General features: G+C 38.6%; 23 protein-coding genes and 1 pseudogene. 9 read left to right on the top strand and 15 right to left on the bottom strand.

The genetic code is table 11. The features are described from left to right. Nucleotides 1-314: 314 nt before the first annotated feature. From ACQ86H_RS15440 to ACQ86H_RS15455, 4 genes are all read left to right on the top strand, one after another. Complete coding sequence (locus ACQ86H_RS15440) at nucleotides 315-1,226, top strand: HEPN domain-containing protein (RefSeq protein WP_431291649.1); 912 nt, start codon at nucleotides 315-317, stop codon at nucleotides 1,224-1,226. A 92-nt stretch (nucleotides 1,227-1,318) separates the two neighbouring features. Then, the gene (locus ACQ86H_RS15445; RefSeq protein WP_431291650.1) at nucleotides 1,319-1,534 is read left to right on the top strand and encodes a hypothetical protein; all 216 of its coding nucleotides are present in this window, start codon (nucleotides 1,319-1,321) and stop codon (nucleotides 1,532-1,534) included. A gap of 29 nt (nucleotides 1,535-1,563) precedes the next feature. After that, the gene (locus tag ACQ86H_RS15450; RefSeq protein ID WP_431291651.1) at nucleotides 1,564-1,911 is read left to right on the top strand and encodes a hypothetical protein; all 348 of its coding nucleotides are present in this window, start codon (nucleotides 1,564-1,566) and stop codon (nucleotides 1,909-1,911) included. A 56-nt stretch (nucleotides 1,912-1,967) separates the two neighbouring features. Beyond that, the gene (locus tag ACQ86H_RS15455; RefSeq protein WP_431291652.1) at nucleotides 1,968-2,360 is read left to right on the top strand and encodes a hypothetical protein; all 393 of its coding nucleotides are present in this window, start codon (nucleotides 1,968-1,970) and stop codon (nucleotides 2,358-2,360) included. Nucleotides 2,361-2,438: 78 nt separating this feature from the next. On the opposite strand, the gene ACQ86H_RS15460 is transcribed toward ACQ86H_RS15455, so the two are convergent. The 8 genes from ACQ86H_RS15460 to ACQ86H_RS15495 form a co-directional block, all read right to left on the bottom strand. Continuing rightward, nucleotides 2,439-2,723, bottom strand: a complete 285-nt coding sequence (locus tag ACQ86H_RS15460) for a helix-turn-helix domain-containing protein (RefSeq protein ID WP_431291653.1) — start codon at nucleotides 2,721-2,723, stop codon at nucleotides 2,439-2,441. A gap of 380 nt (nucleotides 2,724-3,103) precedes the next feature. Continuing rightward, the gene (locus ACQ86H_RS15465) at nucleotides 3,104-5,047 is read right to left on the bottom strand and encodes a UvrD-helicase domain-containing protein (protein WP_431291654.1); all 1,944 of its coding nucleotides are present in this window, start codon (nucleotides 5,045-5,047) and stop codon (nucleotides 3,104-3,106) included. Beyond that, the gene (locus ACQ86H_RS15470; protein WP_431291655.1) at nucleotides 5,040-5,348 is read right to left on the bottom strand and encodes a hypothetical protein; all 309 of its coding nucleotides are present in this window, start codon (nucleotides 5,346-5,348) and stop codon (nucleotides 5,040-5,042) included. Before ACQ86H_RS15470 ends, ACQ86H_RS15465 begins: the two co-directional genes overlap by 8 nt. A gap of 35 nt (nucleotides 5,349-5,383) precedes the next feature. Beyond that, nucleotides 5,384-5,776, bottom strand: a complete 393-nt coding sequence (locus ACQ86H_RS15475; protein WP_431291656.1) for an ATP-dependent endonuclease — start codon at nucleotides 5,774-5,776, stop codon at nucleotides 5,384-5,386. 2 nt (nucleotides 5,777-5,778) lie between these two features. Further along, complete coding sequence (locus ACQ86H_RS15480) at nucleotides 5,779-6,867, bottom strand: ATP-dependent nuclease (RefSeq protein WP_431291657.1); 1,089 nt, start codon at nucleotides 6,865-6,867, stop codon at nucleotides 5,779-5,781. 212 nt (nucleotides 6,868-7,079) lie between these two features. Beyond that, the gene (locus tag ACQ86H_RS15485) at nucleotides 7,080-8,975 is read right to left on the bottom strand and encodes an ATP-binding protein (protein WP_431291658.1); all 1,896 of its coding nucleotides are present in this window, start codon (nucleotides 8,973-8,975) and stop codon (nucleotides 7,080-7,082) included. Between the two features lie 1,162 nt (nucleotides 8,976-10,137). Beyond that, nucleotides 10,138-10,956 (bottom strand): hypothetical protein, encoded by an 819-nt coding sequence (locus tag ACQ86H_RS15490; RefSeq protein ID WP_431291659.1) that lies wholly within the window; start codon nucleotides 10,954-10,956, stop codon nucleotides 10,138-10,140. A gap of 417 nt (nucleotides 10,957-11,373) precedes the next feature. Beyond that, the gene (locus ACQ86H_RS15495) at nucleotides 11,374-11,826 is read right to left on the bottom strand and encodes a hypothetical protein (RefSeq protein ID WP_431291660.1); all 453 of its coding nucleotides are present in this window, start codon (nucleotides 11,824-11,826) and stop codon (nucleotides 11,374-11,376) included. Nucleotides 11,827-12,565: 739 nt separating this feature from the next. Here ACQ86H_RS15495 and ACQ86H_RS15500 point away from each other — a divergent pair. Continuing rightward, entirely contained in the window at nucleotides 12,566-13,309 is a 744-nt protein-coding gene (locus ACQ86H_RS15500; RefSeq protein ID WP_431291661.1) for a YoaK family protein, read from the top strand. A gap of 636 nt (nucleotides 13,310-13,945) precedes the next feature. On the opposite strand, the gene ACQ86H_RS15505 is transcribed toward ACQ86H_RS15500, so the two are convergent. Continuing rightward, nucleotides 13,946-16,093: a GH92 family glycosyl hydrolase gene (locus tag ACQ86H_RS15505; protein ID WP_431291662.1), complete on the bottom strand. Its 2,148-nt coding sequence runs from the start codon at nucleotides 16,091-16,093 to the stop codon at nucleotides 13,946-13,948. Nucleotides 16,094-16,832: 739 nt separating this feature from the next. Here ACQ86H_RS15505 and ACQ86H_RS15510 point away from each other — a divergent pair. Both ACQ86H_RS15510 and ACQ86H_RS15515 read left to right on the top strand, forming a co-directional pair. After that, a complete protein-coding gene (locus ACQ86H_RS15510; protein WP_431291663.1) occupies nucleotides 16,833-19,097 on the top strand; it encodes a glycosyl hydrolase family 95 catalytic domain-containing protein in 2,265 nt (754 codons plus the stop codon). Between the two features lie 630 nt (nucleotides 19,098-19,727). Further along, complete coding sequence (locus ACQ86H_RS15515; protein WP_138820923.1) at nucleotides 19,728-20,081, top strand: nuclear transport factor 2 family protein; 354 nt, start codon at nucleotides 19,728-19,730, stop codon at nucleotides 20,079-20,081. A gap of 241 nt (nucleotides 20,082-20,322) precedes the next feature. Here ACQ86H_RS15515 and ACQ86H_RS15520 read toward each other — a convergent pair whose 3' ends face one another. The 4 genes and pseudogenes from ACQ86H_RS15520 to ACQ86H_RS15535 all read right to left on the bottom strand — a co-directional run bounded on the left by ACQ86H_RS15520 (nucleotide 20,323) and on the right by ACQ86H_RS15535 (nucleotide 23,253). Beyond that, complete coding sequence (locus ACQ86H_RS15520) at nucleotides 20,323-20,517, bottom strand: hypothetical protein (RefSeq protein ID WP_431291664.1); 195 nt, start codon at nucleotides 20,515-20,517, stop codon at nucleotides 20,323-20,325. After that, nucleotides 20,514-20,807 (bottom strand): sensor histidine kinase, encoded by a 294-nt coding sequence (locus tag ACQ86H_RS15525; RefSeq protein WP_431291665.1) that lies wholly within the window; start codon nucleotides 20,805-20,807, stop codon nucleotides 20,514-20,516. The genes ACQ86H_RS15520 and ACQ86H_RS15525 overlap by 4 nt, the downstream gene beginning before the upstream one ends. Beyond that, nucleotides 20,792-21,700, bottom strand: coding sequence for a GAF domain-containing sensor histidine kinase (locus ACQ86H_RS15530; RefSeq protein WP_431291666.1), 909 nt, complete (start codon nucleotides 21,698-21,700; stop codon nucleotides 20,792-20,794). Before ACQ86H_RS15530 ends, ACQ86H_RS15525 begins: the two co-directional genes overlap by 16 nt. Before the next feature lie 228 nt (nucleotides 21,701-21,928). After that, nucleotides 21,929-23,253: pseudogene (locus ACQ86H_RS15535) on the bottom strand (glycoside hydrolase family 125 protein). Between the two features lie 385 nt (nucleotides 23,254-23,638). On the opposite strand from ACQ86H_RS15535, the gene ACQ86H_RS15540 reads away from it, so the two are divergent. Both ACQ86H_RS15540 and ACQ86H_RS15545 read left to right on the top strand, forming a co-directional pair. Next, complete coding sequence (locus ACQ86H_RS15540; RefSeq protein ID WP_431291667.1) at nucleotides 23,639-24,370, top strand: DUF1624 domain-containing protein; 732 nt, start codon at nucleotides 23,639-23,641, stop codon at nucleotides 24,368-24,370. A gap of 101 nt (nucleotides 24,371-24,471) precedes the next feature. After that, nucleotides 24,472-24,825 (top strand): hypothetical protein, encoded by a 354-nt coding sequence (locus ACQ86H_RS15545; protein ID WP_431291668.1) that lies wholly within the window; start codon nucleotides 24,472-24,474, stop codon nucleotides 24,823-24,825. Here ACQ86H_RS15545 and ACQ86H_RS15550 read toward each other — a convergent pair. Both ACQ86H_RS15550 and ACQ86H_RS15555 read right to left on the bottom strand, forming a co-directional pair. Further along, nucleotides 24,822-25,427, bottom strand: coding sequence for a thioredoxin family protein (locus tag ACQ86H_RS15550; RefSeq protein ID WP_138820918.1), 606 nt, complete (start codon nucleotides 25,425-25,427; stop codon nucleotides 24,822-24,824). The two genes, ACQ86H_RS15545 and ACQ86H_RS15550, sit on opposite strands and share 4 nt — an antisense overlap. A gap of 6 nt (nucleotides 25,428-25,433) precedes the next feature. After that, on the bottom strand, nucleotides 25,434-25,901 hold the full coding sequence (locus ACQ86H_RS15555; protein WP_138820917.1) for a TlpA disulfide reductase family protein: 468 nt from the start codon (nucleotides 25,899-25,901) through the stop codon (nucleotides 25,434-25,436). Nucleotides 25,902-26,257: the final 356 nt, after the last annotated feature.

A 26,257-nucleotide genomic window follows, 5' to 3' on the forward strand; every position in this document is an offset into this window, starting at 1 on the left:
AAAGAGTATTTTTATTTGGAGTATTGCAAATAACTGATTATCTTAGGTTATTGGTTAGTCAGAATATAAGATTAAACAACAACAAAATATTAATGGTCTTGCGGTTGCATTTCTGAAGCCGTAACGCAAGACAGCAGAATACCCAGCCTATTTATTAATATGCTATATTTGCGTATTCCTAAAATAGGTGCGGGACTGCTGTACACTCGTGTTACGTAAGGCTTCAGAAACTTTTATGCAACCACGAGATGCAGTTCCGCACCTATTTCTGCATCTCCAGGACTCATTTAATGTTAAACTTAAATGAGATCAATATGGAACCAAAATTATCACCAGAAGCCGAACACGCTGTCTATTTCAGGGAGTTTATCCATCGGCTCGCCCAGAAGTTCGAACCGCTACAGATCTTCAACTTTTCGCTGAACCGCTACACTCATAACTCCCAAGGCTGCTTTAATGACAATCAAAGTCATTTTAGTTGCGACTATTGCCTATTGGTAGTTACCGAAACGGCAACCCGAATAGATTACGAAATGCAGGATTTTGCCAACACCTATTATCAACATGGAACGATTACCGTGATCTGCCATGGCAGGCAATCGGTTATGGACGCGGTACAGCAAAACAGCCGCTTTTTTATTGGAGTGCTTACCTATGGAAAACTGCTCTATAGTAAGGATGGACTGTTAGACAGTGATCCAATATCTGCGTTTATCCCCACAAACGGCGCAATCAAAGCAATAAGACATTATGAACATCGTATACCACTAGCTGACGGATTTCTGATGTGCGCATCCGAATGTCTGGAGAAGGAACAGTTTGGAATATGTGCCTTTATGCTCCATCAGGCTGTAGAACAGACTTGTATCTGTCTGGTTAGGGTTAATATCGCCTATCGTTCTGAGTTCCACAACCTTTACCGCCTGCTCCGTTTGTGTACTTGCTTTTCTGAAAAGCCATTTCAGCTTTTCCTGTCCACTCCCGAAGATGAGCGCTTATTTGATGTAATGGCAAAAAGTTATTCTGGTTCACGTTATAAAGATGATTTTACGGTTTGTCGGGAGGATGCGGAGCGTCTCTATCAAAGGGTCGCATCTTTTCTTTTACTGGCAAAGGCGATGTGCAGCGAAAAAATAGAACTGCTTGCCAAATCGGCATCAGATTATGCAGTCTTAAAAAACGCTGATCATGTACAGATCGAAAAAATATTACAGACCAATATTTGAAAATATGAAACCATCATGAGCATACGCTCTCAAACAGAAACGAATATTGCTCATGATAGCTTCATTACCGATAAAAAACAAATTATGTACCAATGAAAAAGCAAACAAAAAGAACATCGGATAACAGAATCGTTTATCTTGACAATGATGAAATAACAGATCCGATAAAAGTAGTAAACGATTTTTTCAGTCACTCCTGGTTGCCCAATCATTTGAAGATGCTGAAACGCTGGCGAAACGATGCAGCGCTTGAATCCGAAGAATCAAAAAATGTAGCCCAGACTACCTTGTTTATAATTACGAACTGACAATAAAGCTGATAGAGGCCGCCTGGCTCTTGCAGCGCCACAAGCTTGGCAGACTTGACTTCGATGACAAGCAGGAAAGTGATATCGCAAAATGGTACATCAAAACGGAAAGGAAGAAGCTAAGGGATTATCCAGAAAATCTGAGCATTCGGGAGATCGTAAAGCCTTCATCTGTACTAAAGAAAATGTTCAGGCTCTATAAACTGGACGGGTACAAAAAGATACTGAACACATGGCTTCACGAAGCGCTGAGTACCTCCTTCATGGAAGAAAGCCTGTCCAAATCTGAAGTAATCACAGTTTACGAACAGCTCGTGAAACTATTTGAAGCCATGTGGCTGATTAGCGAACGCATAAAGATTGAAAGCAAGTCTTAATTTTCTGCCTACTGAACGAACGGCCTAACAGAAAGGTGATTAAATGTCCGTGTGATTTGGTTGATGTTGATTCTTATGGCCTTGAGTTCCTTTCTGATGCTGGTGAGCTGTTCCATAGATGCATTCATGGTTACATCAGTATGCGTGCAGTTGATCTTTTCCCTTTTTATGAGCTTTCTGGCAAGTTCGCCCATGCTCTGGCAGGTGCTACCAGCAAGCAGATTTTCCAATCGCTGATAAGTCTCTTTATTAACCCTTGTCATGATGGGGCAGCAAAAATTTTTCCGTCGTTTATCATTGTTTATGCTACTCATATTGGCACGTATCAGAAGTTCAGGCAGGCACGAGTTCCGAGCGCCTGCTCCGACCATAAGGGCGGCAAGATTTTTTTGTCCTGTGGACAAAAATACATCTTGCCAAACACTCGGGTGTTTGCACTTTGCCCATAGATCAGTGCTGCTGAACTTGGATTTTTACTTGATTAATGGTTGTTGGGATTGTAGTATTTCGATCTGTTTTTTATAAAATTAGTGGCGACCACTTTTGTTTTTTCCCTCGATCAATGCCGCCACATCATCGTACTTGTAAAACATCAAGCCACCGACTTTGCTAAATTTTAGTGCTCCTGAATCACGGAGACTTTGTAACGTTCCGGGCGAGATGCTCAAAAGTTTGCGGACTTCATAGCTTTTCAGCCATTCCTTTTGTTCACTTGTTTTATGCAGGTTTTGCCCTGGTCTTCTTAGTTCCGAAAACAGTTCCTGTTTGAATTGTTCCAGATCTTCTTTGCTTATGAATTCAATCGTTGCCATAATTTAAATATTAGAATTGTATGGCAAAATTGTGAATGTTGGTTTTTAGCTATTGGGTACTTGTTAGGTAGTTGTCAAAAATAAATAGGATATGTTCAGGTATGGGTATTTGCAAAGGAAAGCTTTTGCGTAGTAAGATAGTTTAATCTAAGCACCACAGGTTTGATATGGAAGCTAATTATACTATAAGCCAAACGAAGACTTTTTCAAACAAATTGTCTCTTATCGCTGTATGTCAATATGGTAAGATGCGTAATTTTTGGATTATTTAAACAAGCCATATTGCTAAAATATTTTTGACTAATTTTCAAATATTAGGCGTAGGATCAAACTAGGAGTATTAAAATAAAAGACATAGGACTAATTAAGCAAAAAAGCTATTAAAGAAATTTGTCACTTGGGTCTATATATCTCACCACCCAACCGTTTGATGGATCTTCGAAATAAGTTTTGTGTATAGAACCATAACGTGTAACATCTACGCAGATAGCAAAGAAATCTGTGGCTCTGGTCAACGCAACATATGCATGCGGCAAGCGTTTGTAAGAAGCATTATCCTTTGCTTTAATCCGATCTCTTCCTTTATCGTCACTAACTATGAAATCTAATAACTTACCTCCGATATCATAAACTCTATTGTAAGTTTCCACATAAAGGGTTGCAGTATGAGTCTCTCCTTTTACCCCGTGTATTGTATCGAAAATGAGCTCTACGGTTTCGTCTTCATGAGTATATCTATAAGTTTTTATTTCCTCTTTTTGAACAGACTCTCGTACATCCATGTCGCTGAGATAAGTATTCAATATAACATTCGCCTGTACATTGAAAAATGATATGATAGCCAAGACGTATGATTTGACTGAGTTATGGATATCTTCACCCTTACGAAGCCTAAGAAACCAATCGGAGATAGCCACATTGATTTTTCCAATCTTGTCGGAATTTCCTCCCTGCGCCAGGTATTTCAGAAAAGAGTGCGGTGTAAAGTAAAAACCTGATAAAGGATTTTTCAAGCCATTAAGTTTTAAACAATAACAGAAACAGGTTAGGAATTTTTTGCGGAAATGTTTTAAATTGATAACAGAAGAAACTCCGGAAAGGCACTCAGAAAGAAATGAATTCAGATTAGGAAGCTCACTTGATAGGTATTTTTTATTGTATTCAGGCCAGTAGGAATTAATATTTAGCCTTGAATCGCTTCTCCTTGCACCAACTACCTTTACGCTTCCTTTTTTATGAAGTCCATTTTCAATTACTATTTTTGCAAAAAGTTCTTTTACCTGAACGATATTGCTTGGATTGCAGATGAAAAGCACAGGTGAAATCGGGTTAGTATTTGCCCACCCAGTCATATTCTGTGGCTTCCAGCAAATTCCCCGTACTGTTTCAGCCAAATGGTCAGAAATGCGGTTAGAATGCTCAAGAACAAGATCTGCACGCACAACTGGTTTCCATTCGGATGTAGGTTCTGCCTTTCCGTAGCCATAAATCGATTGGTTAGTATCGCCGATACGCTGCAAAACGGTATCCTGCCCAAAAATTAGGTCAATAATCTCTTGTTGGTGTTGTTCCATATCCTGCATTTCATCAACGAAGACAATCGGAAACCGCCGCCTTAAAAATTCTATGATTTTCGCATGTTCTCTGATGTGCCGAAATGCCAGTGCATAGGCTTCATCATATTTCAACCATCCCTCAGACAAAAGTTTTTCCTTTGCGCTACAAATCTTTTCGTAATACTTAGCCATAGTTTCTGGTTTTAGCTTCTGTAATACCCATTTTTCACTAGTATTCAAGTCAGTAGACACAGAAAAATCAAACTTATTAAAGGTAAGACCTCCTAAAAAAACATTGTTGTTATCAAGATAGGATATTGTTCCATCAACCTTCATGGGATAGCTATTGCGCATCAGCTCATTGTAATCCCATTCATCAATTATCGAAGGAGTACTTTTGTACAGATGTTTATAAAAGGGCACGGCAACATATTTATCAACAAAAGATTGTATGGTGCCGAAATGATTTGGATATTGTTGGTAAAAACTTCCATAGTCACCGAGTTTTGATTTGATTTCTCCAACTGCTGTATTAGTATGAGTAATCACACAAATTCCGTGTCTATTATGTTTTGGCACTTTATGGGAAAGTAAAATCAATTTTGCAGCTAAAGTGGTGGTTTTGCCACTTCCTGGGCAAGCCTGTATATCGGCTGGCTCCCAGTGCCTAATCAAAGCTTTCTGGGCATTATTAAAAGAAAACCTGAAGACCTTTTCAACATATTCTATGTCTTGGTCGCTTACTGAAATTTTTGAGAAATCAAACATTGGCAACGTGTTTAATCGCATCTATAAGATATTTCAAAGAAGCGTCACATACAATTTCCGAAGCTTTGACTCTGTCACCCTTTAAAAGTCTGGCAAATATCTGTGCCACAACAGCTTTTGACACCTGTTTTCTTTCTAGAGGAACATATATTTCCAACGCAATTTGATCAGTAGTTTTACCCGCAGCTATCCAAATATTCAGCTCTGTTTCTGCATCTTTTGAGAGCAACTTATAGGCGGCTGCATCCAATTCCTTTTCTCCATTACTTGTTTTAAGAGCAATCTGTACAGCCCTATGCATCAAGTGTCTTAAGACACTCTTCGCTATCTCGAATTCTAACGTCCACGTCTTGCCGATAAAAACCTCGACATCTCCTCCGCGATATTTTTCACTTTTTTCTGTATGTGATCTGCAATTTCTGTTGGAGTGTAGTCCGCCTCTGTTTTTCGTGAAGATGACAAAAGATATTCTGTTTCAAGTACTCCAGTTTTTCTTCTTTTGACCTCATAACAATAGGTTGCAGCATCTGCTGGTGGAATATCTCGATCTGTTATGCAGGCAACCTTGATGCCCATAGAACTGCCATCTTTCCTTCTGAATATCCTCGAATAGCGCATTAATGCTAGGTTCCCCACGTTTACGATAGAAATACCATATTTATGAAGAGGTAAGCCTATTTTCTCTGCAAAACTAGGAAGAATGAGGTTTTCTGCATCTCCTTCGACCATTATCACACCATGCGCGAAAAAAGATTGGATTTCGTATCATCAAGAAACCTTCCTAAGAAGGCATAATCTGATTTTTCTAATAATGTACAAGCAGAATCTAAGGAAAAAGCACTTCCGGATTTGCAAATGATTAAATTGTTCAGGTCAATCTTCGAGGCCAATGAATTGCTATGAGTAGAAATGATATTCTGAAACTGAAGTTTAGAGCAGTGTCTGTTGAGAAAGTCTATCAGGTTGATCTGAGATTGGGGGTGGATATGCGCCTCAATCTCTTCAATCAGCGATAGTCTAAGGCCAACATACCCAGAATCCTTCTTTAAAAGCAGCATTTCTGCAGCTATGAAAAGAAGATTGTTACTACCAAGCCCAATATTGGTCTCATCAATATTCGAAACTCCAATAAGTTCTAATTTTTCCAATATCCTGCCTAATTCACTTCCAACAATCCCGAACCTTGATTGCAAGGGATTGTTTTGTAAGGAAATCTCTTTTAGGTATGTGATGTTAATAGTATCGGACACCACCTTACCCTCTTTGTTTTCGAAGTATTCAGTAATATCGGCATTAGCCTTGTTCATTGTTTCTACAAGTGGATGGATGACATCGGGCTTCTGCTGAAAGATATCGTAAGCTCCTAAAATTTGTGAGAGTCTTGATCCTCTTCTAGGCGCAAGCTCATGCCCAGCATCTCTTAATGGCTTGAGATAGGTTGCCTTCAATTTTGCACGCGCTTCCCCACCAATAAAGCCACTTTCTTCGTCTTCACCCGCTCGAGTGTCATAAAAGACTTCAAAAGAGGAATTACCCCGATCTTTCCTAAATGCGGAAAGAGTTAGCTTCAAATAGTATTCATTTCCCTCAATGCTAAGCCATTCCAAAAAACATGCAGATTCTTCTGTACTTAGGTTTCTAAACTCACAGGTGATCTGCAAATGCGTACTGCGAACAGAACCGTTATGATGAAAATCGTCTTCTGAAACTCTGAGATAATCGTTACCATGTACACCTGTTACCAATCTAATTGCATCTATTATACTCGACTTCCCTGCATCATTCTCGCCTACAAGCACGTTGACGCCTTTATTGAACATTAGCTTGAGTTTCTCAATTTTTCTGAAATTGAGTATGTGGAGAGCGCTGAGGTACATACGTTATAATTTGGTTAAAATTGACTATATAGATAAAGCTAAGTAATTGCCATAAATTTTCCTAAAATTTTATATTAGGTAATGCTATCTTTATAGTAGATTATATTGACTGGAAATCCTATTTACTATGACTGCTTGAGTTGGAATGGATAACTTTAATCATTAGTACCGTCTTTTTTAAAGTCAACAGTAAGCTGAGCAGGATATTTTTGATCGAATAAATCCATTCCGGGAATCTCATCATATCTCTCATTCAATTTCTGCCTTAGACCAAATAGTCTCCTTTCAGCAGTATCCACAAGCTGGCTGAATGTAGTAATACGTACCTTGCCTAGTTCTATCTTGTTTTCATTCTGTACCGTTGAGATCGGTGTAATCTTTTCAGAGAACTGATCTCCGACAACGAAGGCTTCAACATATGGAGATCCAATCAGTGAGCCGCAGTTGACAAAATCTTCAACATATCCATGTGCCTGGTTTCTTTCAGAACGTGTTAATTTGAAAGCACCCCGCTTAAGTTCAATAATTAGCACCTTATTAACTGTTGAAAGATTAGAGTCACTGTCGAAAAACTCGGTACCTGTAACTGAAGCAGTAGAATCATTTAGCAATACAATATCAGGCCTTTGCTTATGATTGTTGAAGACCTCCTTGCTAATCCTTTTTTTGAATACTGTTTCCACTGCTGAGTGTAGCTGTCTGTTAGAAGCATATTCAGCTGATTCGAACTCTGGACCAAAAAGCCATCTCGCCTCTGTGACCAAAGGATGAAGTACGTGCAGTTCGTCCACATTCTCATCCTTTGACAGTTTGCGAATAGCTTCAATAACTGAAAGACGATTATGAATCTCGTCCAGAACTATCAGTGCATCCTTGATCGACCACTTATCTAACAAAGTCCTTAATCCATCAATATCCGCATCCGACAACTTTGCAAGCTTTGCCATAAGCTCTTTTCCACTCCTTGTTTTTTCGAGATTAATCACAGCTTCAACTGCAATAGTTAAAGACTCTGGTCTTGCAGTTGGATGAGCTAATGCAATTGCCTCAATTACTTCATCTACCTCAAATTTCCCCAGGGGAGATAAGCTGGCGATTTCTTTTTTAAAGTCATTAGTGACCTGTAACTTAGTTTCCTCAATATTTTCTTTGGCAATCTCACCCAACATTTTAAAAATATAATCTGAGACAACTTTATATACTTTATCCATTGTCTCTACCTTTTTGAAACCCGTCCAATCTTCATAGACATATTCTGCAAGGTCATTTGTTTTAATCACAACAGTATAACGTTTTGCAAAAGTTGTGCGACCATCTAGCACCGCTTCAAATCCTAGTATCCAAGAAGGCTCTCCAACAAGTCTATTGCTTTGCCAGAAAGCTATACCTTGATAAGCCGTTGATTTTGAGCTTTTCAATGAGTCAATAAAATGTGCGGTAAGCACAATTTTACCCACTTTTAACTCTGTCGTATCAATTAAACCAGAATGTTCTTCCAGATTAACGGTCTGTTTATTAATAGATACTATAAAATTGGGATCGTGTAGGAATCTGGCAGATATAATTTTCAAAACTTTTTCTGCCTTTGGTAAATTTTTGGTGACCACAACCTCAAGCCTAGTACCCACGACATTCGAATTGCCATATTTAGCGTCCTTTATTACAAATGGTTGCTCTTCATTTAATGTAGTAACGACAAATTTTGAAGATTTACCTTCATTACTTGTCAGTACTGTATATTCAGTACCAAAGCAGAGTAGACCATGTCGACCGACTCCATTGCGACCGTATGCAATTCTTTTTCCCGATATTCCTGGAGGAAAAATTACATTTTTACCTTGGTGTTTTAAACGGTTATACCCAAGCTTCATCCACCGTTGCTCAAATTGATCCTTTGACAGACCAGTACCGTTATCTACTACGACAAGTTTCTGATGGTATTCTTCTGGAATAAATATATCAACCTTGGTAGCTCCAGCATCCCACGCATTGGCAACTAGTTCTGTTAGTGCAATATCAGGAGTATGGACTAGTGCACCTAGTGTTCTCACTAAATACCCCTCTTCGAATAGGGATCCTGTAACATAACTAGCTTTTTTGCCATCTTATTATCGGTTAAATACAACGTAAAGATAAAATACTTTATAACGTAATTTAACTAATTCATTTAGTTTTTCGTCAATAAATCATTTACTTTTACTATATTAATTACTGTTCTTCATATTGTGAATCGATTCTTTCAATGGAGTGATTTGGTTCATTGAATTCTTTCAAAATTGACGTAAATAATTGTATAAATCTCGGTAAAAAAAGTCCCTAGTTTGATACATATTTTTAAAACTTTTTTTGCTTGTCCTGAAATTTTGTTACTTTTATTTATTAATAAGTTGTTCTTTTAAACGTAATCAAATCATGTTTTAAACGTAATCAAATCATGTTTTAAACGTAATCAAATCATGTCAAAATAACTGGTGCCCAATCAGAAATGATAATTGACTATTAGCTATAACTTGCTCATTTAGTGTCGCTTGGATTATTAAGTTATTATCCCAGCGGGATCACAAGAAACCTCACAGAAATGTGAGGTTTTTTTGTTTTATTCCCGTTTGGGATTCGAACAGAAGTGCCGGCCTGGGTTCGATTTGTAAAAGGCTCAGGGCCGGGTTCGGGGTTTTGTGGGGCTGAGCCAATCCCAGCGGAATCACAGAAATCCTTCAACCTTCGTTGTAGGATTTTTTGTTTAAAAAGGATCCGCTATGCTAAAATCCCAAACAGCCCTTTATTGCCTATTTACCTGCCCTTCTCCGACACAGCTATACACCAACAATACCTTAGGCTAACTTTCTCCTTACCTTTTTTTGGCTATTGTTAACCTGCCAACCTAAAGCAAGATAAATCTTTAACCTATCTGATCTATACCAAGGCTAAAACTCAACCGAAGTAAGTGTAAAGTAGCGTGCAAGTAAGTACGAAGCAGACCTGGGCGGAAGGTGGCCTAAACGTGGGGTAAATGTGGGGTGAAGGTGGACTTTAGAATGTTTTTTGGAGATTTTTAATCAAAGGATTAAATTGGGTGATTACCCTTTTAGTTATGCTAAGATACGAAAATTATGGCACAACATCAGGTTTGAGTAATATGGAAAACTAAGGGGGTATGCTTAGTGTTCAAAATTTTTCAAGTACCCGTTATGCTTCAGGTACCTGAAAAATTGATTATTTTGATTTTGTTTTTTCCTCTTTTTTCTGCTCATCATAAGTTAATTTCACATTGAAGTGGTAATCAACAAGGTGGTTGCCCTTTAACAGGTAGCATTCAAGCAGGAAAGGTTTCCCGTAATAATAGTCTGCCTTTATATAAGGTCCGAAATTGTCACCCCTGCTGAAACTCGCGGAAGTAATTTTCTTTAAATACCTTCCCGAAGTATTCTTTGGATAAATTAAGATCTTATCTTTTATTATAGCCTCGTCAACCATTACCTTATTGCCAGATACCGTGATTCCTGGAGGAAGTTTATCGATGCGGTAACTGGCTTTGGAAATTTCGGCAAGATTAATCTGCATTACTCCCTTAACATACTTTGCTTTTGCAAGTAGTCCCTTGGGTACAAAATTAAGGCTGGATCTGTTAAATTCAACCACAGGAACAGTGCCGTTAAATTCCCCGATGCCATAGTCAATCGAATCCTTTGGAATGGAGATTTGCTTTCCATCCTGCTCCTCAAAAAAGGCGACTTCTTTTGCGTCCTCGTACCGGCTTATATTATTAATAAAAAAAGAACTCATCAATTCCGGATATTCGAAGCTTACCCGCCATTTCTCTTGACCACCGGATGGAGTTGTGTAAGTCATGGACGATTGATCAATTTTAATTTTGCTGCCAATTTCTCCTGCAGACAGCTCTGGCTTTGTACTTAAAAGCTTATCCACAGCAGGGTCGTAGGCCGTGGCATAAGTTGGGATGTCAAATACTTCCTGGTATGGAGCAGTGCTGTTATAACCTCTTTCAGCTGCCTTAAAAGAATAAACCGGCAATGAAAAGTTCTTTTCCGGATCGTAGCTTTTGAATAATCCATCACATAAATCACCACATCCTCTACCGTGCCTTTAAAGTAAGCGGAATAGTATGACCTATTTTTATGCTTTTCATCATACTTACGTTGCTCCTCATCCAGGTCCTGTTGTAGTGTGCCTACTTTCTCCGGATTGTCTACAACCTCATTTAAAAGTTTTTTGTAAAAATCAAACATTTCGCCCGAACCGCTGGAAGATCCACTTTGGTGCAAAAACTTTTTTGTTTTGTCAGTTGCCAAAATGGTTACTAAATCCATTTTTTCCGTATCAACTGCGGGGTCTGTTTTATTGGGATTTTCAACTTCTATGCTTACCGCATGCCCTTTAACACTTGCTAGTTTCACTTTAATGCCATGCTGTTCTTTGGTGTCACCTCTTTCATTGCCGGCGAAAGTAAACTTTAAGATGGCTTTTGGGATTTGTGCTTCGACAGAACCGTTTAGGGAAACGGGTTTTGCTGAATAGGATTTTTTCATCAGGATAAAGGATATCAAATCCTTCCTCGTTGTTCCAATTGGTTCTTACCACTTGTCTGCTGGTGAGGGAGTTATTTTCATCCTCAATAATGTCTGTACTGGAATTGTCGTTAAATTTTACACTTTTCCAGGATGTTTTTTGGGCAAATGGAAGGGCAAAGGGATAATGAAGTTTCAGTTCAATTTTATCACCTCTAGACTCGTCCTTCTCCACTAAGATACCGTCTAAATAATTACTTGCCATGTCGCCTGTAGAACCATAATCTTTTAGGATAAGGAATGGATTTTCATCATATACCGTATCCTTTGGCGGACGTTCGTTCTCAAGGTCAATCTCCTGGAACCAGAAAAGCATTCCGCCAAATTCTTTGGCTTGTTTTCTAAGGCTATCGTTTTTAATTGCTGCTACTTTTTTTCAAAAGCAAGCTTTTCTTTCCTCAGGTCTTCCAGCTTTTCGTCAACTGACTTTGTACAGGAAATGAAAATTGTTGATGTGATGGAGATGGTTAGAAGCGTAAATAAGAGATTTTTGATCATATCAGGAAGATTATTAATTCAGCTGTCACCCTGCAAATCCCCGGCCACAATGACATTTCGATGATTAATGTGCTAAAAATTGTCTTTCACTCAATAAAAAATCAACAATTTGAACTGACGTATAAAATATGCAAAGAATGATTAATACGTAAGTTTATACATATAAATAAACAAATTCTGAACTTTAAATACTCCTCATGATAACGTAAAAAATATTCGAAAAGCTTGTAGCCGCTTTATTTGGTTGGGCATGGTGATCATTCTTTGCATCACAATCGAATATGCGGTGTACATTGGTGAAAACACTGACAGACGCTACAAACATCTAAAAATTAAGCTGTGAATAATTGATAGATGCAAAGCTTTAATGGAAAATTAAACAGCATATCCAATTTCAATACTATTAATTTTATCAGTATTTGTTTGCCAATATGTTTAAATGTGTAGTACCTTAAGTTTTTACAGACTCCAGATGCTTGAATACAGAATATAAACGGAACCATTATTAAATGGGATTGCGATTGAATTTTGTAAATTAGCGGGTAAAGAATCTACAGATGTTCAGACACAAAGGGAAAGGCCGTACCTATTCCCATAATCTACAACTAGCCTCGATCTTATCTACTGTGGCGGGGATTGTGAATATCTCCGGGGTTTTGTCGGTACATACCTTAACAACGAATGTAACCGGACATTTTGCATTTTTTTCTGAACAACTTTTCCTGGAGAACTATAGTATGGCTTTTACCTATCTGTATTATATACTGTTTTTTTTATCCGGTGCCTTTGTATCAGGGCTGATTATGGAGTGGGCATCAAAATACAGATCCCACAATTCTTATATTATCCCTATCTCTATAGAAATCGGCATCATGCTTTCCATCAGTTTGACCTGCTTTTTAGCTCCTACATGGTATCAGACGTATCCATCAGTTATAGCTTCGGCCTTATTATTTTCGATGGGACTGCAAAATGCGTTGGTAACCAAGGTTTCGCAGTCTGTAGTGAGAACCACCCACCTGACAGGACTTTTCACAGATTTGGGTATAGAACTTTCTCAATTATTGCTTTACAAAGAAAACTCAGTATATAAAGCAATACGCAGGAGTATTTTCCTTAAAACCATGATCATAAGCGGATTCTTTTTAGGCGGAATGTTGGGTGGACTGGGATATCAGCATTTTCAGCTAAAAATATTATTACTTCCTGTTGTAATGCTGCTTGGTGCGCTATGGTATGACCGCCTGTTATTTCGGTATTATCATCTAAAAAGGAAGTTTAGTGATTCAACACCAAAATAAAAATATTTTATCAACTGATTTTAATCCCCTTGCACGCTTAATTCTTAAAATCCTGAGTGTATTTTTAATTAAGCCCTAAAGTCTATCTTTTTACTGTTGGTTTCGATATAAAAATAGCTACGATGGATAAAAAGGCTTATAATGAACACTAAGATAAGGGCTATCCAATGGCTCAAGTTAGACTTGCTTGCACTGGAAGCGAATATAAAAGCCAAAAATCCCCAGGCCAATGAAAACACGATCGAAAAAATGTAACGGAAAATTCTGAACCGAAAAAAGCATCCCAATAGCGACAAGGCAAGTCACGAAAATAGCAATACCCATAATCCAACCCCAGCCGTACTGTTTACACAGCCAATAAGCAGAAAATATTGAGACGCCAGCTATCTCAATAAAAACAAGGGGGTATCTGCTTCTTTGTGTTACAGTATATCTTCTCATGCAATTAACAATATTTGAGTCAATAACCTGATTTTCAAATCAATATTAATATTTTTATACTAAAAGTGAAAATTTATTGTAAAATAATTCTTTATCAATAACCAATTAAAAATCAACAAAAAAGCGGCTTCCTATTTATGAAACCGCTTTCTAAATAGATTTTCTTTCTTAAATAAATCGTTATTTAAAATAAGCTTATTGTGTAACGATCTCTACTTTACCTCCATTTTTAAACAAATCATGGGAGATGAAATATCCATTATTTGCTTTTCCGTTAACTTTAATATTGGTAATGCCCCTTCCCTTACCAGGTTTGCTAATCGTTAACAATTTACCCGTACTGGTTTTCCATTTAATCTCATCAAAAAGCGGAGCGGTAACCAGGTATTCTGGATCAGTGGCAGAGAATGTATACAAACCTAAAGAACTGAATACATACCAGGCAGACATTTCGCCGGCATCATCCATTCCTGAAAGCGCCAAACCATCGTCCCCTATACCATATAATTCGTTTAAGATCTTATCAATAATTTTTTGTGATTTTTCTGGCTTGCCAATAAAGGTATAGGCAAAAGGAGCTTCATGATCCGGCTGGTTGCCCTGGCAGTATTGACCAATCATGGTTTCAACATTCCTTGCTACATATTTCGGGTTCCAGGGCACAGTGAACAAAGAATCTAACTTGGATTCGAAGCCTTTTGCTCCGCCATATAGCTCGATTAAACCTTTCATATCATGAGGAGCGTAAAACGAATCCTGCCATGCATTGGCTTCTCTGTACATATATTCGTAATAAGGGTATTGTGGATTAAAAGGTTTAATCCAGTCGCCATTCTCTAATCTGCCCCTCATGAAGCGTGTACCTGGATCGAACATATTTTTATAGTTTTTCGACCTGGCCATCAGGATGCGGTAATTGCTGCTATCGCCTAGTTTTTTAGCGATTTGGGCCAGCGAATAATCATCATAGGCATACTCCAGCGTTTTAGAAACACCTGCCCTGGCCTTGGTTTCTACATGCGGATTTTTAATATCAGGGTCTGAAATATACCCTTTCTCGATATATTCTTTCACAAATGGACGGGCCCCACCATCCACATTAGCATTACGCAATAAAATCTGGTAAGTACCTTTAATATCGAAATCATCTATCCCCCTCAAATAAGCGCCTGCAATTGAAGAGGCACCATGGTCGCCGTGAAAAAATGTAGGAATAAAACCCGTTTTATCGCCGACATCTTTCATTGATTTAATTACATCTAAGGTTACTTTAGGCGTAATCAGACCTAAAAGCACATCTTTATTGCGGTAGGTATCCCAAAGCGATGGGTCAGTATAATAATTGAAATTTCCTTTTACCACATTGTGCTTTGCATCTTTAAATTCACCGTTTATATCACTGCGCAAAGCAGGCCATAAGAACGAACGGTACAGGCACGAATATAACATCTGTTTTTGTTTTTCAGTACCACCTTTTACCTGGATATTTGATAAAAGTGATTCCCATTTTGCAGTCGCTTCGTTACGGATTTGAACAAAAGTTTTATTACCGATTTCTTTTTCTAAATTCTCTTTGGCATTGGTAGTGCTCACAAACGAGAGTCCGATTCTTAATTCTACGGGTCCTGTATTTCCATCAGCTAAATGGATAATGGCATAACCCGAGCGTTTGCCAACATCTGTTTGATTAAGTTTATCTATTTTGCCGTTTATAGTTGCATAAAAATAAATATTCTCACCACCCTGAAAGCCCTGTACAGCGGAAGAGCCAACCTGCTCGATATTCCAGGTAGAAACACCACTATTGGCCTTTCCGAGCAGAAATAGTATCTGCCGATCGTGATTGTTTTTATATTCATACTGATGAAATCCGGCTCTTAATGTTGAAGTAAGCTTTACATTTACCTGATAATCATCCAAATAAACCTGATAAAACCCTGGTGCCGCACTTTCGTTTTTGTGCGAAAACTTTGATCCAAACTTATCCCCAGGATTGGAAAGCGGTAAAATGGGGATGTTACAGAGATTCCAGTGGCCTTTATTGGTGTGTGCAAAACCATAAATAGTATCGTCTTCATACTCGTAGCCCGCGCCAGAGCCAAATTCTGTAACCGGACTTAATTGCACCATCGCGTTAGGCAATGAGCTACCCGGAAAAGTTAAACCAGCCCACGATCGCCAGCCCTCTGGTAATTCATAGCCTAAAATTTTAGGATCGGTTAAAGGCGCCGTGCCAATAAACGTATTTACGTATGGTGTTAATTTGGTTTGGGCATGAGATTGGTGCAGGCTCACAATAACTCCCATTAAGAGAATGGTTAAGGATTTGGTTAGCAACTTCATTTACATAAAACGTTTTAGTGTTATATCAAATATATAAAATCTATCAGTCCTATCCACAAAATATCAGAATAGTTACTATTCACATATTCCATCAGAAATTCGTCATCCGATAGCTATCTGATACGAGGAGGCACGACGAAGCAATCTTACAACGGTCGCTACTTGCAATCGCATTAGGATTGCCCCTTACCTAGCAATGACGTTTATGTAGACACTGATATTCAGTATTATTTTTTTGACCATATAAGACATTTAAGAACCATATAAGCTTACGTGTTCTTATACTTCTTTATGGTGTGAAAGCCTAAAGGATTATTTAATGCATTAGATATTCTTACTGTCTAAGGTGGTTAATTAAACAGCATAGTCTTTAATTTTTACGACCACCATAAACATCTTAGCTCTCTTGAGTTTTACAGGATGTAAAATCTTAAACCTAATAATTTAGAAAGCGCATATAGGACGTCATTCCTATTTTTTTCAGGCCACTTGACCTGATGGTTACTCGCAATGACGAGTTCTTGTAGTCTTTCAAATGTTTAGAAATCCCTATCAATGATCTCAGCTTTTATGAAGAAAATTCAAACCCAAAATGCTAAGATCTGGAGATCTTATAGCAAATTTAATGCTTAAATAGTTGAATAATTTGCCAAATATCGCGATGCTTTATTGCCTGGCTTTCCATGTCACCTATTCTATTTTATATATCTTTGATTTACACACTAATCAAATAACCAACATGCTTTTAAATTACAGGCAACACATTGTTTGCGCCGTATTATCGTGCTTAATACTCTGCTTCACCAACAGGTTACTGGCCCAAAACACAGAAAATCCTGCTTTTACGATGTGGGATAATAAACCAGCACAAAAATGGATGACGGAAGCCTACCCTATTGGCAATGGTCGCATTGGCGGGATGATTTTTGGCGGTGTTGATCAGGAACACATTCAGTTTAACGATAACACGTTGTGGACCGGTGATGAAAATGACCGCGGCATGTATCAGGCCTTTGGCGATCTGTTTATCGATTTCAACAATAAAGATCAGCAATTTACCAGCTACAGCCGCAAACTGGATATTACTAACGCATTGCATACCATTAGCTACACACAAAACGGCACCCAATTTAAACGTGAGTATTTTTGCAGCTTTCCGGATAAAGTGATGGTGCTGCGTTTCACCGCTAACCAGAAAAAAGCTTATTCAGCCATGATTAGCCTAAAGGATGCACATGATGGTACTATAAAAGCCAGCGGAAATACCATTCAAATCAGTGGTAAACTACCAAACGGCATGACTTACCAGGCTACTGCTGTAGTTAAAATAGAAAATGGGAAGCTTGAGGCTGTTAAAGATGGTGACAGCGAAAAATTAAAAATAACAGATGCAGATGCGGTTACCCTGATTTTTACTGCAGCTACCAATTACATCAACAAACGCGGGCAAAACTGGAAAGGTGAAGAACCTGCGACTAAAATTGAGCGTGTTTTAAATGCGGTTAAAACCAAAAGTTACGATAAACTTTTAAAAACGCATATCCTGGATTATGGCCGTTTATATAATCGCCTGGCTATAAACCTTGGAACAAGTAATGCCGACACCCAAAAACTGCCTACTTACCAGCGGCTGATCAATTATAAAAAGTTAGCCGACCCGGAACTGGAAGCTTTAATTTTTCAATATGGCCGATATCTGTTAATCAGTTCGTCAAGACCGGGCGGCTTACCGGCCAATTTGCAAGGGCTTTGGAACGAAAGTAATACCCCACCCTGGGGCAGCGATTACCATTCTAACATCAACATCCAGATGAATTATTGGCTGGCTGAGCCGACCAATCTATCAGAGTGCCAGATTCCTTACCTGGATTATATTAATAGCATGAGAGAAGTGAGTGCTATAGCAACCCGCAAGCAGTATCCCAATACCAGAGGCTGGACGGTAAAAACCGAAAATAATATTTTTGGCGGCATGAGTTTTCTATGGAATACCCCTGGAAGTGCCTGGTATGCACAGGCGCTTTGGGAACATTACGCCTTTACACAAGACAAAAACTACCTGAAGAATTTCGCTTACCCGATTATAAAAGAAATCTCTGAATTTTGGGATGATCATTTGAAAAGAAGACCAGATGGAACATTGGTATCTCCATTGGGCTGGTCGCCAGAACATGGACCAACCGAAGATGGAGTAACGCATGATCAACAAATTGTGTTTGATCTGTTTACCAATTATATTGAAGCTGCTGAAGTTTTAGGTATTGATGCAGATTACAAAAAACACATTGCTGATTTAAAAGCACATTTATTAAAACCTAAAATTGGAAAATGGGGTCAGCTGCAGGAGTGGGAAACCGATCGCGATGATCCAACTGACCAACACAGACACATTTCACACCTCTTTGGTTTGCATCCTGGCAGAGAGATCAGTACCATTAGAACGCCGGAACTCGCAAAAGCTGCCAGGGTAACTTTAACTGCCCGCGGGGATGAATCAACCGGCTGGTCTATGGCCTGGAAAATGAATTTCTGGGCACGTTTACAGGATGGAAACCATGCCTATAAAATCTTACAAAACTTTATCACGCCTGTTGGTGGCTCAGGTACCGATTATAACAAAGGCGGTGGAATTTATACCAATCTGTTCTGCGCACATCCACCCTTTCAAATTGACGGAAACTTTGGCTATACCGCAGGCATTTCGGAAATGCTTTTACAAAGCCAGGCTGGCGAATTACAATTTTTACCAGCTCTGCCTGATCAATGGACAGCGGGAAGTATTCAGGGTTTAAGGGCCCGTGGTAATTTCGAAATTACCGATCTGCAATGGAAGGATGGTAAAGTTGTGAAACTATCAATCAAATCCTTATCAGGCGAAGATTGTTTGGTGAGAAGTCCGAATGCGCTTAAAAAAATTAAAGGTATTGCCGAAGAAAAATCAGGAAATGATTTTAGATACAGTTTTAAAACGCAGGTTGGTAAAGTGTATAATTTTGAAGGATAGCACGGAGATCAGGTGATGATTTATAGGATTGAATTAGATTGAATTTATTTCAGCATCTTTCCTCCTAATGGCAAACTTTAATATCTTAAAAATATACTTGGAGATAAATGTTGTTTTTTCCGCTCTATGCCGCGGTTGCATGGTAGTTTTTCACAGTTAATGTTGTTTTTAGCTGTGTTCAAGAATGCTGCGCATTTTGGAGCGCCAAAGTACCCAAAGCGCTTTGTCATCCGATGGCTATCGGATCCAGCAATGTGGCTTCTCACCGCGCACGCTCATCAAAAAAACAGTGGCACTTCGTTTTGTGTTCAATTTATATTAAATTTTGAATTCAATGCTAATGAACACAAAACTACTGCGTTTCAGGTTTGGCAATGCTATTTGAGCCATTGTGCAGCTGTTTTTTTGATTCTCCCGCCACTTGGGATTGACGGCGTCCTTCGGTAAAGACTGTGGTTTATTAAAGCCAGCTAGCATGATGCCCAAACCATTCTTAAAAAAGATGTGTCCACACGATGGCACCTGCGCAGGAATGACAACATTACTATTAAAATCTGTCTATTTACTCTTTAAGTCTCTTCATTTCAAACATTCCTTTGCAAATTTCCGTTTTATCATAAAAGAAATACCATGCGTACATCCAATAAGATAACAACCGAACATAATGCAAAAGTTGTTGTACTTGATTTTATCAATGCATTAAATGCGGAAGAATTTGATTTGGCCAGACAGCAATTGAAAGACGATATGATTTTTAAAGGTGTAATGGGCGAAAGAAATGGAGCTGATATATATATAAAAGACATGAAAAAGATGAAATTCAAATACGATGTCAAAAAGGTATTTGTAGATCAGGAAGAAGTTTGCCTGTGGTATGATATCAACATGGGTGAAAAAACAATATTTTCAAGCGGCTGGTACAAACTGGAAGACGGCAAGATTAAATCCTTTCAGGTAATATTCGATCCAAGGCCAATTTTATAAGATTAACTTATCTATGCAACTGTCCTCCCGGGGAATAATTTATTTTATAAAATTAATATAAGTGAAAGCATTAATCTACGTATAAAAATTCATCGAGTTGCCGTCATTTCGAGGGGAGTGCAACGCAGTCGAGAACCACGGAGTGCTCAGCGAAGCTCAATCTAACGAATTAGATCTCTCCATTCCGCGGTGCTTCAGTCGAGATGACGACCAGTCTATTGGAGTCTGTAAAAGGTAGTAGCTAGCAAACCTGCTTAAGCTTCTTAACAATAATGTGGCCACCTTCCAATTGGAAAAGAAACATTAAAAACTCATCCGTTTCACTGATTTCAATACTTATAACGGTGCCAGATTGCCCCTTTCCGTCTGTTATCACCTCTCCCACCTTCACTTCTAAAAGTGTTGATGTTGGCAAACTATCGTGAACAGTGATCATTTTTGTGAAGGTAAGCGTAAAGTAAAACAGGTTTGTTCAGGTGTAGAAGATACGTCAAGAGTACCATCATGCGCATTTGCAATTTCTGAGGCAATGTAAAGACCTAAACCCAAGCCTTTTTGATTGGGTTCTACTTCTCCCCTAGAAAACGGCTGAAACAGACGCTCCATAGCAGCAGCTGGTATTTGTTTGCCCATATTCGCTACGCAAAGATTAAACTCTTCGGTATTGCTAAATGCGGTAATTTCTACGGTAGAATCTGGTGGGGAATAATTTAAAGCGTTAGCCAATAAATTAGAAAAAGCTGCGCGAGCCGCTTCCCGTCTGCATGAACAGGGAAAGCGAAATTAAAGTTTACCTTAATGTCTCTCGATGGCCAAATGGCCTGTAACTCTTCAATTACCTGGAGAAGTAATTTCTCCAGATCTTCGTCTGGTGTTTTGCTGATGGTAATTCCCTCTCCCAAACGACCACTGGCAAAATCGAGCATATTTTCAATCAAACCATTCATTCTAAAAGATGAATCTTTAATAATTTTAGCGATACGGCCACCACGTTCATCTAAATTTAAACGCGATAAAAGCTGTGCACTATTCGATATTGCATTTAGCGGATTTCGTAGATCGTGGCCCAAAATAGCAATAAACTGCTCTCTTAAAACAGCTATTTCCTGTTCTTTTTTGAGTTCCTGTTCTGTTTTGGCCAATTCTTCCAGTGCGTCTAAATGAAAGGCAATTAAATCAGCAAACATGGTAAACATACCTGTGATTGTTGGATTTTTCAGCTTAGCCGGTTTGGGATCAATAGCACAGAGCGTACCAAAAAAGTCGCCATTTTTTAAAATAATCGGAACCGAAATATAACTTTGAAAGCCATACATCATTGGTGTATGATGTCCCTTAAAATTCTCATCCTCATCAACATGGTCAATCACAACGGCTTGCTGATGCTGCCTGATTTCATTACAGATGGTCGTTTCTAACTTTAGTTCTCCACCAATTGGTAAGCCAAAATTAATTTCATCAAGAACAGCACACACGGTCCATTTATCAGAGGTTACTCTGGCCACAGCAGAAAAGCCCATTCCTGTGGTTCTACAAACAATTTCTAAAATATGTGCAACTGCAGGAATCTTACTTATAGATTCGATATCATTAAGAATGGTTTTACTAAAATTTTGCAATGCTTTAAGGAGATAATTTGGAGCAAAATACAAATATTTACATTAGTAAAAAAAGTAATAGTTGTTCTAACAGCGCTTTTACATTATACTGGTCGTTTTATTCCCAATTGGTGTATAAATTCATAGTATTTAACATCGGGTTGTAAAAGAAACCCGAAACCGTATTGATTAGAAATTGAACTGAATATCAAACTCAGTCACTAACACCAGTCAATACGGTTGGTTATATTAAGCTTTTAATAAAGCTGGTTTTTCGTGATAGGTTCTCCAAAGTAACTCACCAAATAAGGTGTTAGACCAGGCGAACCAGGCTCTTGTAAAGTTTTCAGGATTATCTTTATTAAAAGACTCGTGCATAAAACCTTTGCCGGCATGTGTTTTACGCAAGGTATCTATACAATATTTAATCTCGGCATCATCTTTAGAAGTTAACGCGCGCATGGTAATACTCATCGGCCAGATCATGTCCTGACCAGCATGCGGACCACCAATACCTTCTGCCGCTGTACCTTTAAAGAAGTAAGGATTATCTTTAGAAAGCGCAAATTTCCTTGTATTTTGATAAATCGGATCTTCAATTTTCATGGCGCCCAGATAGGGTAAACCTAATAAACTAGGTACGTTCGAATCGTCCATTAAATACGAACTGCCAAAACCATCCACTTCGAAGGCGTAAATTTTACCATATTTAGGGTGATTTACAACAGCATGTTTTTGAAGCGCAGCGTTTACTTCATCGGCAAGATTTAATAAACTACTTTCTAATGTTTTGTCGCTGTTTAAGGTTTTGATCATTTCTGCGGCCTGCTTTAAGCTAGATACGGCGAAAAAGTTAGACGGAACCAGGAAAGGAAAAATAGTGGCATCATCACTCGGACGAAATGCAGAACAGATCAATCCAACCGGATTTACAGGAAAACCATAACCCGCCATTGGTAACGAATCGGTAGGCTGCGTGGTCTCCCTTTGGAAATGGTATGGCCCTTTATCTGCTTTGCGCTGTTGCTCTTTAAAAGTTTTTAAAGTGGCCTCAATTCCTTTTTCCAATCGGCATCGAATGGTGTTTTATCACCTGTTTTTTTCCAGTAGTGGTAAGCCAGGCGGATAGGGTAACACAAGGAGTCAATTTCCCACTTGCGTTCGTGCACACCCGGCTGCATAGCGGTTTTATCAGTTTTCCACTCGCCTACTTTGGTGGCATCGCCATAAAAAGCATTGGCATAAGGATCTTTTAAAATGCATTTGGTTTGGTGGATAATTACACCGGCAATCAGTTTTTTTAGCGGCTCATCTTCATTTACAAATTGAAGGTAAGGCCAAACCTGGGCAGAACTATCACGTAGCCACATCGCATCAATGTCACCTGTAATGACATAAGTATCTGGCCTGCCATTTTTTTCTGAATGATAAACAGTAGTATCTAATGTATTTGGGAAACAGTTTTCGAACAGCCAGGCCAATTCAGGATTTTTAACGTTTGCCTGGAAGGTTTTAATGGCAGCATCTACAGCTTTACTTTGAAAGTGTCGTTTTGCGGCAGCTACACGTACCACAGGAAATTCTGGTGCAAGATTGGCCGCAAAAGAAAATTTCGATGCAACAACTCCTGCCCCTAACAGGCCTGTGTTTTGTATAAATGTTCTTCTTTTCATTATGATGTATATGATATTTTGGTTTAATTTTTAAGGAACGGAACACATTCTATTATCAATTCATATAAGTGATAATGGTAGCGTAGTATTTGGTTAGCCCTTAACAAATATTATGATAATTTTTCGAACATCAAAATCATGATAGTCAATTAGACTATTCCTAAATCGATTTTCTTACACAATCTATGAAAATCGATTCAGGTCTACTTCTGATGTCCTAAGGTAATCAGGTATGGCTGTAAAAATAATTCTGAATGCGTATATTTAAACAACCAAACCTGTTTTTATGAATGCCGGTAACACTACCCTGTCTAAACGCATTTTATCTGTTGATATCCTTCGCGGATTAGTGATGATCATTATGGCGCTGGATCATACGAGAGATTTCTTTCATATTGGTGCCATGATAGGTGATCCGCTAAATCCTGAAACCACTACCGGGATGTTATTTTTTACCCGTTGGATTACCCATTTCTGTGCACCAACCTTTGTTTTTTTGTCCGGATTATCCGCTTATTTATCTGCTCAGAATAAAACGCCGGCACAAGCTAGTGCTTTTTTATTTAAACGTGGACTTTGGCTTGTCTTTATCGAAATCGCAATGATATCACTTGGCTTAACTTTTAATCTGCAATACAATTTCATTATTCTTCAGGTCATCTGGGCCATTGGCTGGAGCATGGTCTTTTTGGCGCTCGTAAGTCGTATTTCTTATCAAACAGTATTGACTATTGGGTTAATACTGGTTTTTGGCCATAATATGTTCAATTTATTCCCTGCACCTCAGGATCCAGCCGGCGGATTAATATTGAAGATATTCTTTACGGCTTCCGGGACGGTTGTCCCGCTGTCCGGCAATCATTTAGTTGGTGTTTTTTACGCCATCCTCCCGTGGACTGGTGTTATGTTTATCGGTTATGGAATTGGGGCCTGGTTTAAGAAAAGCTACGAAGCGAAACGCAGACAGCGTAATTTATTAATTGTCGGATCGCTTACTATATTACTTTTTTTGCTTTAAGGTTGGTCAATGTATATGGCGATCCTGTTCCTCGAAAAGAATATCATGACCTGTTCAAGAATTTACTTGCTTTTTTCAATGTAAGCAAATATCCACCTTCATTGCAATATATATCTATGACTTTAGGTCCGGCTATCATATTTTTGGCTTTCACCGAAAACCTAAGTAACTGGTTTACCAGAATGACTTCTGTGTATGGCGCTGTACCATTCTTCTATTATGTAATACACTTCTACCTGTTACATACACTCTTGGTGGTGATATTTTTTGCCAGTGGACATAACACTAAAGAAATTGTGCAGGTACCGTTTTTGTTCAGACCAGCGGCATTTGGCTTTAGTTTGCCAATCGTATATCTAATATGGTTTGGTGTGGTAGCAGCCTTGTATTTGCCTTGCCGATGGTTTAAAAAATATAAAGAAACACACCGGCAATGGTGGTTAAGGTATGTTTAACCTTTTTTCCATTTGATACTGCAACCAACCGCTTTAGTGGAAGCAATTGCAGGTTTTTTACCAACCGATAATTCATTTATTGCGTTTTTAACATACTCCACTTTTGTACTGTTTGTTTCTTCCGGATCGTTGTCAATAGCGCCGATATATTCTACTACATTTCCTTTATCAGTTTTGTTCAGTACATAAACATGCGGTGTTCTGGTTGCACCGAATTGTTTGGTTACCAGGTGATCAGGGTCTAACAGATAGGGGAAATTGAATTTCTTTTCAGATGCCAAAGCCTGCATTTTTTGGAAACTTTCTTCAGGAACAACTCCTGCATCGTTTGGGTTAATGGCCACAACAGGGTAACCTTTAGTTGCGTAAATAGCATTTAATGCCGCAATTCGCTCCTGGTAGGCTTTTGCTACCGGACAAGTGTTGCAGGTAAAAACGATAATATAACCTTTGGCATCCTTATAATCGGCGAGTGAAACGTTTTTGTTGTTTACATTCTTCAGCGAGAAATCTTTAACTATATCGCCTACTTTATAACCTTCAGTTTGAGCCAATGCAACTCCTGAAATGAGCATAAAAGTCATTAAAATCAATCTTTTCATGATGATCTATTTTAAGTTTAACAAAGTATTTTTCAGTTCTGTTTCGGTAAATTCATTCTCATAAAATTGCCTGGTTTTCTTGTTAACAAACAATGTAGCTGGAATAGCACCTGACCATTTTTTGTCGATCCTTTCAATATATTGCTGCTGATCGGGCTCATTTAAAAGAAATACCTCCGCATTAATCTTATGTTGCTCAACAAATGGAATCACTTCCTTTTGCAGCTTAGATTTAAAATCCAAGCTTACCAAAAGTACCTTTACCGGCTTTTTTAAATTGGCTAAACGTAATTTCTCAAAATTCGGTAATTCTGCCACACATGGCGAACACCAGGTAGCCCAGAAATTGATTACATAGGTTGTGTCTTTTCCATTGGCGATGCGTTTGTCCAAGTCATCTAATTTGAGCAGTTTTACCTGCGCATTAACAGAATAAGTAATTAAAGATAAGCAGATTAGAAAAAATATACGCATAAATGGATAACGAAAAAAGATGAAGTTTGTTTTAACTACGGATGTCATTCTGAACAGTTGGCCGTCATTCCCGCGCAGGCCTATCGTGTGGACACAATTAATTATAACATTCTTCTATCGCTCTATGCCGCGGGGCATGGTAGTTTTTCACAGTTAATGTTGTTTTTAGCTGTGTTCAAGAATGCTGCGCATTTTGGAGCGCCAAAGTACCCAAAGCGCTTTGTCATCCGATGGCTATCGGATCCAGCAATGAGCCTTTTGCACAATCTCACGCGCATCAAAAAAACAGCGACACTTCGTTTAATCAGGTATTGTGTGTGTGTTTTCTTCGGTCTGATTGAGCCCTGCGGGGTTTG

It is taken from the genome of Pedobacter sp. P26 (assembly GCF_050632135.1).
Lineage (GTDB): Bacteria > Bacteroidota > Bacteroidia > Sphingobacteriales > Sphingobacteriaceae > Pedobacter.